Annotated in this window: 8 protein-coding genes; 2 read left to right on the top strand and 6 right to left on the bottom strand. The window is 65.7% G+C overall.

Features of this window, described 5'->3' with window-relative positions:
• Nucleotides 1–87: 87 nt before the first annotated feature.
• Entirely contained in the window at nt 88–867 is a 780-nt protein-coding gene (locus ACEN8U_RS01225; RefSeq protein ID WP_310112176.1) for an AraC family transcriptional regulator, read from the bottom strand.
• 39 nt (nt 868–906) lie between these two features.
• Nucleotides 907–1,248, bottom strand: a complete 342-nt coding sequence (locus ACEN8U_RS01220; protein WP_006047612.1) for an FKBP-type peptidyl-prolyl cis-trans isomerase — start codon at nt 1,246–1,248, stop codon at nt 907–909.
• Between the two features lie 185 nt (nt 1,249–1,433).
• On the opposite strand from ACEN8U_RS01220, the gene ACEN8U_RS01215 reads away from it, so the two are divergent.
• On the top strand, nt 1,434–2,237 hold the full coding sequence (locus ACEN8U_RS01215) for a HAMP domain-containing sensor histidine kinase (protein ID WP_310112175.1): 804 nt from the start codon (nt 1,434–1,436) through the stop codon (nt 2,235–2,237).
• Nucleotides 2,238–2,359: 122 nt separating this feature from the next.
• Nucleotides 2,360–3,703, top strand: coding sequence for a hemolysin family protein (locus tag ACEN8U_RS01210; RefSeq protein ID WP_310112174.1), 1,344 nt, complete (start codon nt 2,360–2,362; stop codon nt 3,701–3,703).
• An 80-nt stretch (nt 3,704–3,783) separates the two neighbouring features.
• Here ACEN8U_RS01210 and treY read toward each other — a convergent pair whose 3' ends face one another.
• The 4 genes from treY to glgX all read right to left on the bottom strand — a co-directional run bounded on the left by treY (nt 3,784) and on the right by glgX (nt 13,045).
• The gene (gene treY / locus ACEN8U_RS01205; protein WP_310112171.1) at nt 3,784–6,639 is read right to left on the bottom strand and encodes a malto-oligosyltrehalose synthase; all 2,856 of its coding nucleotides are present in this window, start codon (nt 6,637–6,639) and stop codon (nt 3,784–3,786) included.
• Nucleotides 6,636–8,837, bottom strand: a complete 2,202-nt coding sequence (gene malQ / locus ACEN8U_RS01200) for a 4-alpha-glucanotransferase (RefSeq protein ID WP_310112169.1) — start codon at nt 8,835–8,837, stop codon at nt 6,636–6,638. The genes treY and malQ overlap by 4 nt, the downstream gene beginning before the upstream one ends.
• Nucleotides 8,834–10,759, bottom strand: a complete 1,926-nt coding sequence (gene treZ / locus ACEN8U_RS01195; protein ID WP_310112166.1) for a malto-oligosyltrehalose trehalohydrolase — start codon at nt 10,757–10,759, stop codon at nt 8,834–8,836. The genes malQ and treZ overlap by 4 nt, the downstream gene beginning before the upstream one ends.
• Nucleotides 10,760–10,825: 66 nt before the next feature.
• Nucleotides 10,826–13,045 (bottom strand): glycogen debranching protein GlgX, encoded by a 2,220-nt coding sequence (gene glgX / locus ACEN8U_RS01190; RefSeq protein WP_310112165.1) that lies wholly within the window; start codon nt 13,043–13,045, stop codon nt 10,826–10,828.
• Between the last annotated feature and the right edge of the window lie 50 nt (nt 13,046–13,095).

Genomic DNA, 13,095 nt, shown 5'->3' with positions numbered 1-13,095 from the left:
CGTGTCTCACATAACCTCGCGCTACCGGATCATCGCGTGCCCAGCCCATCACAGGCTCACTACGCCGCTTGCGGGCGCACACCCTCATCAATGCCGCAGGCTGCGCCACTGACCCGGTGCGAGCCCGAACCGCCGCGTGAACGCATGCGTATAGGCGCTTTGGTCGCCAAAGCCGATGTCGAGTGCGACATCCGCCAGCGAATGCCGCGGATCGGCGAGCAGCGCGAGCGACGTATCGAGCCGCAGCCGCTGCAGATAGCGATGCGGCGTTTCGCCGAACGCTTCGATAAAAAGTTGATGGAAGCGCCGCACGCCGAAGCCGCAATGCGCGGCAAGGTCGGCGATACGCAGCGGCTCCGACAGATGCGCGCGCAACCAGCGGTCGATGCGCGCGAAGTCGAGCCCCGCGGCGGCTTCGGCGCCTCGGCTGCCCATGCCTGTGCCCGCGACTAACGCTGCGCCAAGGCGGGCCGCCGCGTCCCAATGAAAACGACGAATGTGGAGATTGTCCGCGGGCGCGCCCTGCGCGGCGTGCGACGCAATGCGCTGGACAAGCTCGGTGAACGCGGCATCCACAGCAACAGTGCGCGCCCGGTCGAACAGGCGTTCCGGCACGGCGAGCGTGGCCGCAGGCAAGTCCAGCACCAACTGCCGGTTCTCGCCGACCCCCGCGTAATCGTGCCGCGCGCCGGCAGGAACGAGCCACGCGGAGCGCGCGTCGATTTGTTGCGCGACGCCGTCCACGGCCATCACCATGGCGCCGTCGAGACCGAGCACGACCTGGTGAAAATCGTGCACGTCCGACGCCTCGACCGCGCCGAAGCGGCGCAGCGAAACGCTAGGTGCGGTCACGGCGGCGTGCGTCATCGGAAAAGCGGAGCGAGAGCCAGACGAACAGGGAAAGCCTTAAACGTCGAGCAATTCGACTTCGAACACGAGCGTCGCATTCGGCGGAATCACGCCGCCCGCGCCGCGCACGCCGTAGCCAAGTTGCGGCGGAATGGTCAGCTTGCGCGTGCCGCCGACCTTCATGCCTTGCACGCCTTCGTCCCAGCCCTTGATGACCATGCCGCCGCCCAGCACGAACGCGAACGGGTCGTTGCGGTCCTTGCTCGAGTCGAACTTCTGACCGTCGGTCAGCCAGCCGGTGTAATGCACGCTGACGGTCTTGCCAGCAACCGCTTCCGCGCCCGTGCCTTCAACGATGTCTTCGTACTTCAAGCCGGATTCGGTAGTTACAGTCGACATATGTCGCTCCTCAGTTCACAAACGTAAAACCGACATTGTAGGCGCGTTGGAGCATGGCAGTCGAAGAACGCGGCGTGGCACGCGGATTGCGTTCCGGATTGACCATCTGGCCAGGCTGGTGGCGCCCGGTGGCATGCCTATAATGGGATTTTCCCAATCATCATGCATTGCCTGAGAGGTCGATCGTGACAACGTCTTCAACCGGAACAGCTGGGGCACAACCGGTGACTTCGGGGTTCGCCGTCTCTGAACGCACCGCGCATCTGCGGGCCGAAGCCGCGCTTTTCATGCGCGACCACGTGCTTTCTCTGGTGTCGCACGACCTGCGCGGCCCGTTGAACGCGATTCATAGCTGGGCCTATGTGCTGGAGCGCAAGCTCGACCCCAACGATCCCAACTCGCAGCGCGCGATCGTCGGCATTCGCAACGGCGTCGATCAACAGGTCAAGCTGCTGGAGACGATCGTCGACGCCACACGCGCCGAAACCCGATCGCTCGCGCTCGACTATGCGCCGTTCCCGCTGCATCCGCTGCTCGACGAAACAGCCGAAGAAGTGCGCTCGGGACTCGCGCGCGTGCGCGGCGTCGAACTCACGCTCAACTCGCAGCTTGCCACCGAGCAACTGAACGGCGATCGCGAGCGGCTCGCGGCCGCACTGTGGGTCATGCTGACTTTTGCCGTCGAATCCAGCGCGCAAGGCGCGGCGGTCACGCTCGAATCGCGTGCGGACGCAACCAGCTGGCACGCCGCGGTCACCTATGAGGCGAGCGCCGCCCTGGTCGACACCTCACTGCCGCATGTACTTGAAACGTTCGCGCGCAAGCAGGCTCGCGAGCCGCGCGAGGCGAATCGCATCGCGTGGGTTCTCGCGCTGTGCAAGCGAGTGGCGGAAGCGCATGGCGGCGGCTTCGAGCAACAGGACGCGGCGGAAAGCGCGCCGGCCACGCTCTCGCTGCGCGTTCCCTTGAGCGCCGCGGCAGCCCGATGAACGCCGACCGGCGCCGATGAGGGCCAATGAACAATCACGCGCGCCGCCTGTCGTTCGCCATTTACTTTTCAACAAGCTTTCACCCTCTATACTGACAACTTTTGTTGCCGGAGCCCTCCGCTTTGATCCAGGTTGTCGCCCTTATCGGTGCATTGCTTCTCGTCGCCCTGAACGGTTTCTTTGTTGCCGCCGAATTCGGCCTCGTCAAATTACGTCAGACGCGCGTGCAGAGTCTCGCCGAAAAGCACGGCATGCGCGGGCGGCTGCTCGCCAAGGTGCACGGCCGGCTCGACGCCTATCTGTCTGCTTGCCAGCTCGGCATCACGCTCGCGTCGCTCGGGCTCGGCTGGATCGGCGAACCCGCGTTTGCGGAACTGCTCACGCCGCTCTTCAGCCTGGCCGGCGTGCAATCGGAGCAGTTGATTCACGGCATTTCGCTGTTCTTCGCGTTCTCGTGTATTTCGTTTCTGCATATCGTGGTCGGCGAACTCGCGCCGAAGTCGCTTGCCATTCGCGAAGCGGAGAAGGTCTCGCTGTGGGCCGCCACGCCGCTGTACGGCTTTTATTGGGCGATGTATCCGGCCATCTGGCTGCTCAACACGAGCGCGAACGCCGTGCTGAAGCTCGCGGGCCTGAACTCGGAGCATGCGCACGACTCGCACTATTCAACCGACGAACTCAAGCTCATTTTGCGCAGCCGCCGGACCAACGTGGCGTCGGAGCGCGGCGCGCCGGAAGACGCGTATAGCCAGGACGAGTGGAACACCATCGCTCATTCGCTGGATTTTTCGCGGATGACGGTGTCGGACCTGATGCGCCCGGCGTATGAACTGATCGGCTTGCGGCTCGACCTGCCGTTGCGCGAAAACATGCACGTGGTCGCGCGGCATCGCTTCAGCCGTTATCCGCTTTTCGAGGATGCCTCCGGCGAGCGCGTGGCCGGCATGATCCACCTGAAAGATCTGCTGCTGGCACGCCATGCCGGCAGCACGCTCGACGATCTCTCGCACTACGCGCGCCCCGTCCAGTACGTCAAACCCGAGATGCCGGCGCTCGAATTGTTTCGCCGCTTTCGCAAAGGCGCGCCGCATTTTGCGCTGGTCGGTCACAAGAACGCGAAGCCGATTGGTTTTCTCACGCTCGACAATCTGCTGGGCGCGCTCGTTGGCCAGATTCACGACGAGTTCCGGCAGGGCGACGCCGACTGGACGCGCATGGACGACGGCACGTTGATGGGCAAGGGCAGCTTGCCGGTGGTGTCGCTCGAGCGCGCGCTCGGTATCGATATCGACGAAGGCAAGGCCGAGTCCGTGGGCGGCCTCGTGATTCAGGCGCTCAACGATTTACCCACCGAGGGGCAGCGTGTCGAGTTCGACCGCTTCGACGTGGTCGTGAAGAAGATGAAGGGGCCGCGCATCGTGCTCGTGCGCGTGTACCCCAAAGTTTTCGACGACGAAGGCGGTTAGCGCCTCGCAACTGCAACACGCTCGTCGCTCGCGCGCAAAGCGGCAAGCAGGCAAACGAGGCAAGCGCGCCATCATGCACGTCAACTGCGCGGCACGCCGTCCTCGACCAGCACCGCAATCGGCATGGCGGCGAGCGCATCGCGCAAACAAAGCAGGCCGTTCTCGTCCACCTTCGGCGCGGCAGGGCTCAGCCAGTCGAACAGGGCGCGCGCGGTCAGATCCGGCGGCATTTCGACTGCCGTGTCCTGCCATTTTTCCGGATCGACCATCGGCAAATCGCCTTCTTCGCCCAGCAGCCCGGCCGCGAGGCGGCTCGCCACGACCACCGCCCACGCATTGCCATGCCGCCGCGCAAACGCGATCACGTTCGACGCCTGCGCGCCGCGCACCGTCAGCGGCAGATAAGTGCCCTGGCTCAGCAACTCCGGCAAATGCGCGCGCAGTGCGAGCACCCGCTGCACGACCGCGAGCTTCACGCGCCCGTCGCGCCACGTCGACAAAAATTCGGACGGCGGTGTTTGCGCGAGCCACGCGGCGCGCTGCTTGAAATCGACCGGCCTGCGATTGTCGGGGTCGACGAGACTGAAGTCCCACAACTCGGTGCCTTGATAAAGATCGGGAATCCCAGGCGATGCGAGCCGCAACACCGTCTGCTGCAGACTGTTGAGCGCACCGGCGCGCGATATGCGTGAGACGAACGCGGCCAGTTCCTTCAGGAAACCGTCGCGTCGCTGCGGCGCGAGAATGTCGAACAGAAAATCGCGGCAGCCCGCTTCGTAGGCTTCGTCGGGCGTGAACCAGTTGGTTTGCAGCTTCGCCTCGCGCAGCGCCTTCAACTGCCATTGCGCGACGCGTTCGGCCAATGCCTTGACGCCCGCCTCGTCGTCGTGCACGAGGTCGGGCGGCCAGCAGCCGACCAGCGTCTGGTACAGCATGGCTTCCGCGGCCGGGCCGGGCGCCCAGTCGTAGCTCGTGTCCTGGCCGACGCTGCTGATCGGCGTCCCGTCGAGCGAACGGCGCTGCGGCGCGTTCAACGTCGACCATGCGCGCCATGTCGCGGTCCACTCGTGCGGCATTTCGCTCAGCACGGCGAGCCGCGCGCGCACGTCTTCACCGCGCTTGTGGTCGTGCGTCGCGGTGGTCAGCATGGCGTGAGGAAAGCGCTGCGCACGCTCGACGTTGCCCGCATGAAACGCTTCCACCGACAACGCAAACTCGCCCGGATCGGCGCCCACTTCGTTGCGCGACAGCAGACGGCCATAGCGATAGCAGGCGGTATCTTCCACGGCCTTCGCGGCGACCGGCGCGGTCAATTGCGAAAACAGCGTCTGCGCGGTGCGCCGCGCGGAGCCGGCGTGGTTCGGCGGCGCGCCGTTCTGCCCGGGCTGCGGCTGGGCGTGGCGTCCCGGCGGCGCGTCGTCCCCAACGCCGCCCAGCCAGTTGTTCACGCGCTCCAGCACCCCGTGATCGGCGCGGGAAAGCGTGGCGCGCGCGCCCGCCAGCGCCTGTTCGAAGTACACGTTGTCCATGGCGCTGCGCAAGCCGTTTTGCGGATAGATGCGATACACCGGAAAATGCACGACGAGCTCCGTCAGCACGCGCCGCAAGCTGGTGAACGTGTAGTCGCGCGTGGCGAGCGAGTCGCGCGCGATGCGATGCAGCGCTCGCGCCGCGCGGTCCAGTTCGGCCGAAAGATTCTCCGCGACGATCTTCCGGCGCGCGGCCAGTGCTTCGTCCGCGAAATCGGGGCTGCGGCCCGTGAACTCGGTCCACGCCTGCGCAAGCGGTTCGGCGCCCGCGGGGTCGTGCAACAGCGCGCCCACGTCGTTCATGAAGTCGTAGCCGGTCGTACCGTCCACCGGCCAGTCGTCGCGCAGCGGTTCGCCGCGCGCGAGAATTTTTTCGACGACCACATACGGCGTCGTCTCGCGTAATTCCGTCAGACGCTGCCGCAGCCGCTGACAGTACTCGCGCGGCTCGGCGAGGCCGTCGACGTGATCGATCCGCTGCCCGTCGATCACGCCTTCCTGATACAGACGGAACACGAGCGCATGCGTCGCCTCGAACACTTCGGGCCGCTCCGCGCGCACCGCGGCGAGCGTCGAGATGTCGAAGAAGCGCCGCCAGTTGACCTCGTCGGCGGCGGTGCGCCACCACGCGAGGCGGAAATGCTGGCGTTCCAACAAGCGATGCAGGCGATCGCGCGTGAGCGGATCGTCGGGGGCATAGGTTTGCAGCGCGAATTGAATCGCCGACTCGCCGTTTTGCGCGACGAACTCGCGTAGCGCCTCGCGGCCTTCGGCGGCGCGCGGCTGGTCGGCGGGTTGCGTCGTGAGTCCGTGAAAGCGCTCGGCGAGCGCGCTCAGGTCGGCGCGGTCGGCGCTTTGCAGAATGGACGGATAGTCGACCGGGCAGACGGGAAACACATGCGGCCCGTAGCCGACGTAAAAGCGCCCGCTGTCCGCGGCGAAATGCAACGCAATGCGGCCCGACACGAGTTCGTCGCCGTAGGGTGCGCCGAGTGTCGGCAGCAGCACCTTGCCGCGCAAGGCCGGGTCGGGCGAATGCCAGTCCACGTCGAAGTGGCGCGCATAGGCGCTATGGCGGCCCCATTCGAGAATATCGAGCCACCAGGCATTGCTCGAACCGCCGACGCCCATGTGGTTCGGCACCATGTCGACGATCAGGCCCATGCCGTGCCCATGCAATTTTTCGACGAGGCGCTTCAAGCCCGCCTCGCCGCCGCATTCCGGGTTGACCTGCGTGTAGTCGACGGTGTCGTAGCCGTGCGTCGAGCCCGGCTCGGCCGTCGTGATGGGCGATGCATACACGTGGCTGATGCCGAGCGCGGCAAAGTAGTCGACGTGCTTTGCGGCGTCGTCGAAAGTGAAGCCCCGGTGGAACTGGAGCCGAAGGGTGGAGCGCGGGACGGTCATGGCGTATCAGGCTCCGAAGCAGGATTGGCGGGAGGCGTGGCAACGGTCGCGGCGCGACGCGCGCGGTCAACCGCGAGCAGCCGGTCGCAAAAGGTGTCGTCAAGAAACATTTCGTCGATGGGCAGATTCATGCGGCGGCGCCAGTTCGGATGCTCGTCGATCGAGCCCGGCAGATTCGGCTGTTCGCTGTGCGCGAGCAGATCTTCGAGTGGAAAGGTAACGAGCGGTCCCGGCGTGGCCGCGACGAAGGCGAGCGCTTCGTCGACGGGCGGGCTTTCGGGCGGCGGCGCGGGCACATCGGGCGCGGCTACGCCCGCTTGCTGGAACGCGCGCCACAGTTCGGCGCGGTCGCTCGCGCGCTCTTCCTGCGCGGCTTCTTCGGGATCGCGGCCGTCGGGGCGCGCCATCGTCTGGCCAATCCGGTTGCGCCACGCGATGTCACTGCCGGCCCACCATCCGGCGACGGTCGGCAGATCGTGCGTGGTGGTCGTGCCGACCGCATTGCGGTCCCATGCCTGCGGCGGCTTGAACCCGCTGCCGTCCTCGTCGCGCTCGAACCACAGCACGCGGATGCCGGCAATGCCGTGCTCGTCGAGCCGCTCGCGAAAACCGGGCGGCACCGTGCCGAGATCCTCGCCGATCACAATCGCGCGATGCCGCCACGATTCGAGCGCGATGAGCCGCAGCAGGTCTTCGAGCGGATAGCGCAGGTACGCGCCGTTGCGCGCGCTCTCGCCTTCCGGCACGAGCCACAGGCGCCGCAAACCGAGAATGTGATCGATGCGGATGCCGCCCGCGTGCGCGAACGCGGCGCGCAGCATGTCGATGAACGCCGAGAAGCCTTGCGTGCGCATCGCGCGCGGCGAGAAAGTGGTGAGCCCCCAGCTTTGTCCCGCCTGGTTGAAGAGGTCGGGCGGCGCGCCGACGGACACGCCTTGCAGCATGTCGTCGCGATACGACCATGCGTGGCTGCCGGCGCTGTCGCAGCCCACCGCGAGATCGGCGATCAGGCCTACGGCCATGCCGGCCTCGCGCGCCCCATGCTGCGCGTGTGACAGACCCTTCGCGGCGAGCCATTGCAAAAAGAGGTGAAAGTCGACTTCATGGCGATGCGCCTGCGCAAACGCCTCCACTTCCGGACTGCGCGGATCGCGCAACGCTTCGGGCCAGTCGCGCCAATGACCGTTGCCGCCCTGCGCGAGCTGCGCGGCCTGCAGCGCTTCGAAACGCGCATGGTCTTCGAGCGCTCGTCCGGCACGTTCGCAAAAGCCGTGAAATTCCAACGCGCGCGGCGCGTCGTGCGCGCGTTCCTCTGTGCAGAAGTTCTCGAACAGCGCGCGCAAGAGTTTCAGCTTGAGCACGACGGCCTTGGGCCAGTCGATAAGCGGCAAGCCTTCGAGTTCGGTCCACGCGTCGGCGGCCTTGGTGGAGTGCATCGCGGCGCGCAGCGCATCTTCGCCGAACACGGCTGCTGGGTCGATATGCGTGACGTTCAGCCACAAACGCGACGACGGCGAATAGGGGCTGAAGCGGTTCGGCTCCGCGCTGAACATTGCGTGCGTCGGACTGACGGCGAGCGCATGCGCGCCGCGCCTCGCGCTTTCCACCGCGATTCGCGCGAGTGCCGAATAGTCGCCGATGCCGCCATCGCCCACGCGACGCAAGCCGTAGAGTTGCGCGGCCATGCCCCACAGCGGCGGCGCGTCGGCGCGTGCGTCGTCGTCATGCAGACTGCGCCATGCGTCGGCGACGGTGTAGCAGCGTGACGGCGCAACCGCGAGCGTCATGCGCTGCTCGTGAATCACGAGCGTGTGATAACCGGGTTCGTCGATGGGCGCAAGCAGCGCTTCTTCGCCTTTGGGCGCGGTAAAGCGCCCGTCGATGATCGAGCCGCTCTCCAGCTCGATCCGGTAGTGGCTGCCCGACCTGATCGCGGCGGCCGGCAAGGCAATGCCGCGGCCGACTTCGGCGGTCATCAGCGGCGGCAGTTTGCGGCCGGACAGCTCGGCCTCGAGCGCGGCCGCGCTTTGGCGGATCTGCGTCGCGTTTCCGCACGGCAGGCCCATCCGTTCGAGCAGCACGGCGAGCGTCTTCTCGGGCACGCGGTGCACCTTGTGATGCGCGTCTTCCCATTCCACCTCGAAGCCCGCGCGCGTCGCGAGGGTGGCGATCGTATCGCCGGAACGTCGGGTACTCACGAGCGGCGCTCCTCTTTGCCGACAATGCGCGCGTCGTGGCCGCTCGCGTAGTCGTTGATGTCGCCCGTCAGCCATGCGACGAACGCGTTCGCCGGCAACACCTTCGCGTCGATCTGCTCGCGCACGCGCGGCGGCGTTTCGAAAATGACCTTGCCGGCAGGCACGTCGTTAAACGGCACGCTGTGCTTCGACAGATTGAGCGCGAGCGACAGCGTCTCGCCATCGCCCAGTTTCCAGCGCGCGATGAGCGCATGCGCGTCCGCACCTGTGTCGTCGGTCAGCACCGTGGCGCCCAGCGCCTTGCCGTGCTTAAGACGCGGCGTAATCAGTTTCGCGCGTACCGTCAGCGCGGATTTATAGAAATGCATCCAGTCGAGGCGGTCTTTCGCTTCGCCGTTCAGCTCGTGAGCGGGCGCCGTCGGCGGCTCGGGCGGCGACGATGCGGCAAACGTCTGCGCGTCGTTCGGATCGGGAATCTGCGCGCGACGTTTTTCGTCGCTGAACGACGAGAAGCGCGCGAACTCGCGGCGGCGTCCTTCGCGCACCGCGTCGGCGAGCTCGCCGGTGTAGTCAGTGAAGAACAGGAACGGCTGCGTGGAGCCGTACTCCTCGTCCATGAAGAGAAGCGGAATTTGCGGCGACAGCAGCAGCAAGCCGGTGGCCGCGCGCAACGCATCGTCCGACGTCAGCTTGCGCAGACGCTCGCCGAATGCGCGGTTGCCGATCTGATCGTGGTTCTGCAGAAACATCACGAACGAGGTGGGCGGCAAATGGCCGCTCGGTTCGCCGCGCGGCGCGCCGTCGTGCAGCGGCGACGGATCGCCCTGATAGGCGAATCCGTCGGAGAGTACGCGAGCCAGACGGCGGATCGGCTGATCTTCGTACGCGTGGTAATAGCCTTCGGTTTCGCCCGTGAGCAGCACGTGCAGCGTGTTGTGCGCGTCGTCGTTCCATTGCGCGGTGAAGTGCTTCTCCAGCAGGCTCGCGCTGTTGTGCTCGTTTTCCAGCACCAGATGCACATGGCGGCCATGCTGCACATTCGCGCGAATGTGATCGGCGAGCTCGCGCAGCCATGCATGATTGTCGATGGCGTGCACTGCGTCGAAACGCAGGCCGTCTATCCGGTATTCGTTGATCCAGTAGACGGCGTTGTCCATGAAGAAGTCGCTGACCTCGCTGCGCTCGAAATCGATGGCCGGACCCCACGGCGTATGCGTGCCTTCGCGGAAAAACGAGCGGGCGTATTCGTGCAGGTAGTTGCCGTCCGGCCCGAAGTGGTTGTAGACCACATCGAGAAACACCATCAGGCCGAGACCGTGCGCGGCGTCGACCAGCGCTTTCAGTTCTTCGGGGCGGCCGTAAGCGGAGTCGGGCGCGTACGGAAGCACGCCGTCGTAGCCCCAGTTGTGCTTCCCGGGAAAATCGTTCAACGGCATCAGTTCGATGGCGGTGACGCCGAGCGCCGCCAGCGCCGGCAAGCGCTTTTGCACGCCTCGATAGCCGCCCATTGCGCCGACGTGCAGTTCGTACAGCACCGTTTCTTCCCAGGGGCGGCCGTGCCAGTCGGTGTGCTCCCAGCGGTAGGCGCGCGGGTCGATGACTTCGCTTGGGCCGTGCACATCTTGCGGCTGAAAGCGCGACGCCGGATCGGGCACCGCGTTGCCGTCGTCAAGACGAAAGCGGTACAGCGTGCCCGCGCCGCTCTCGACGCTCGCCTCGAACCAGCCGTTGCCGGCGGGCGTCATTGCATGCGCGCTTTGTGCCGCGCCGTTTTCGATTTCGACCTGCACGCTTTGGCAGGACGGCGCCCAGAAACGAAACCGCGTGCGCGGATTCGCGCCTTGCGGGCCGAGCAATTGCGCGCCGAACGGCAGGCAATGCGCGTAGTGATGCGCGTGTGGATCGATTGGATGTTCGGACATGACTCTTCACCATTCGGTTTATGCCGTCGGATTGCTCACACGCCGTTCGCGCGTGGCCGCCGCGAGCTAGGCATTCGGCGACGCATCGCTCGCGGGCGGAAGCTCGCCGGGCTCGGGCGGCAACGCGGTCAGAAGCCGCGAGCCGTGCCGCGGTCCCGCCTTCCAGCCCGCTTGCCAGTCGGCCTCGCCGACGGGTTGCGCGGCGAGTATCACGAGGCCATGCGCGGCCACTTCGAGGTCGGTCGCAGCGAGCCGGTGCGGCGCGCTGTGCGTATCCGCAGTGTCTAACAGCACGTGCCATTCCAGGTGCGGCGCAGGGGGCGTAAAACGCAGTGTTTCCGCGCTCGCGTTGAGCATCATCAACAATACTTCTGTTTCGCCGTTCAGGCCCGGGCCCGCACGCCGCAACGTGAAGGCGCGGCCTTCGGGGTCTTCCCAGGCTTCGATGGTCAGCGGGTCGCCGTTTTCGTCGAACCAGCCGACGTCGAAAAGCCCCGGCAACACTTCGCGGTCGCCGAACAGAAAACGCGTTTCGCGCAGGAGCGGATGCCGTTTGCGCAGCGCCACCACGCGCGACACGAACCCCGTCATCTGACGGCCGTCCGGCGATTCCGCGCGTTCCCAGTCGATCCACGATATTTCGTTATCCTGGCAGTACGCATTGTTGTTGCCGTCCTGCGTGCGCAACGACTCGTCGCCGGCGAGCAGCATCGGCGTGCCGAGCGCAATCAGCAGCGTCGCGATCATCGAGCGCGCCACGCGTTTGCGCGTGTCGAGAATCGCGGGATCGTCGGTCGGTCCTTCGACGCCCCAGTTGCTGCTGCAGTTTTCGTTATGGCCGTCGCGGTTGCCTTCGCGATTCGCCTCGTTGTGTTTATGCTCGTACGCGGTAATGTCGGCGAGCGTAAAACCGTCATGCGAGGCGACGAAATTGATCGACGCCCAAGGCTTGCGAAAGCGCCGGTTGAACAGATCGGCGGAACCGGTCAGGCGCGCGGCGAGGTCCGGGCGCAGGCCCGCGTCGCCACGCCAGAAACGCCGCACGGTATCGCGGAAACGGTCATTCCATTCGCCAAAACCCGGTGGATGATTGCCAAGCTGATAACCGCCGGGGCCGATGTCCCACGGCTCGGAAATCAGCTTGCGCTGCGACAGAACCGGGTCCTGGCGCACCGCGTCGAAGAAGCCGGAGCCGGGATCGAAACCATGCGGCTCACGCCCGAGCGTCACGCCGAGATCGAAGCGGAAGCCGTCGATGTTGAACGCCGTCGACCAGTAGCGCAGCGAATCCATCACCATCTGCAGCACGCGCGGATGCAGCAGGTTCACGGTATTGCCGCAGCCCGTGTCGTTGATGTGGTGCCGCTCGTCGCCGGGAATCAGGCGGTAGTAGCTTGCATTGTCGAGACCGCGCCACGCGACGGTCGGCCCCATTTCGTTGCCTTCGCAGGTGTGGTTGTAGACCACATCCAGAATTACTTCGATGCCGGCCGCGTGCAACTGGCGCACGGCAATGCGCATTTCGTCGAGCCGGTGCGTGCTCAGATACGAAGGCTCCGGCGCGAAAAACGCCGCCGTGTTGTAGCCCCAGTAATTGCGCAGGCCCCGCTCCACGAGAAAACGGTCGTTGAGAAACGCGTGAACCGGCAGCAGCTCGACGGCGGTCACACCGAGCTTCAGCAGATGCTCGATAAACTCCGGCGACGCCAGCGCGGCAAACGTGCCGCGTTCGTGCTGACGCAGATCGGCGCGCAGCATCGAGGCGCCGCGCACGTGCGTTTCGTAGATGACGGTTTCGCCCCACGGCACATTCGGGCGCTTGTCGTGCGACCAGTCGAATGCTTCGTCGATCACGACGCATTTGGGCATGGCCGGCGCGGAGTCGCGCCGGTCGATGGAAAGATCCGCGCGATTCGAATGCACGCGATAGCCGAACAACGCATCCGACCAGCGGAACTGCCCGACGAGCTTGCGCGCGTACGGGTCGAGCAGCAGCTTGTGCGGATTGAAGCGATGTCCTTGCTGCGGCTGATACGGACCGTGCGCGCGAAAGCCGTACGCTGTGCCCGGATGCGCATTCGGCAGATAGCCGTGCCAGATCTCGTCGGTGCATTCGGGCAGCGGGAAGCGTTTGATTTCCTTGCGGCCGGTGGGATCGAACAGGCAAAGCTCGATTTTCTGCGCGTTCGCCGAGAACACCGCAAAGTTGACACCGAGGCCGTCCCAACTGGCGCCGAGCGGATAGGGCGAGCCGGGCAGAAGCCGGTCGGGCATTGCATGCGACATGGTTCCCCTTCCTTGTTCTGTTTTGATGAAATGCCGCGGCGCGGTGCTCC

Origin of the sequence: Paraburkholderia phenoliruptrix (genome assembly GCF_047325075.1) — a bacterium.
Classification (GTDB): domain Bacteria; phylum Pseudomonadota; class Gammaproteobacteria; order Burkholderiales; family Burkholderiaceae; genus Paraburkholderia; species Paraburkholderia phenoliruptrix.
The sequence above is the reverse complement of the archived record's forward strand: the minus strand, read 5'-3'. Positions and strand labels throughout refer to the sequence as shown.

What these genes read in the sequence shown, in the direction of transcription:
- ACEN8U_RS01220 (WP_006047612.1), bottom strand. Translation starts at nt 1,248, where the DNA reads ATGTCGACTGTAACTACCGAATCCGGCTTGAAGTACGAAGACATCGTT.
- ACEN8U_RS01225 (WP_310112176.1), bottom strand. Translation starts at nt 867, where the DNA reads ATGACGCACGCCGCCGTGACCGCACCTAGCGTTTCGCTGCGCCGCTTC.
- treZ (WP_310112166.1), bottom strand. Translation starts at nt 10,759, where the DNA reads ATGTCCGAACATCCAATCGATCCACACGCGCATCACTACGCGCATTGC.
- treY (WP_310112171.1), bottom strand. Translation starts at nt 6,639, where the DNA reads ATGACCGTCCCGCGCTCCACCCTTCGGCTCCAGTTCCACCGGGGCTTC.
- glgX (WP_310112165.1), bottom strand. Translation starts at nt 13,045, where the DNA reads ATGTCGCATGCAATGCCCGACCGGCTTCTGCCCGGCTCGCCCTATCCG.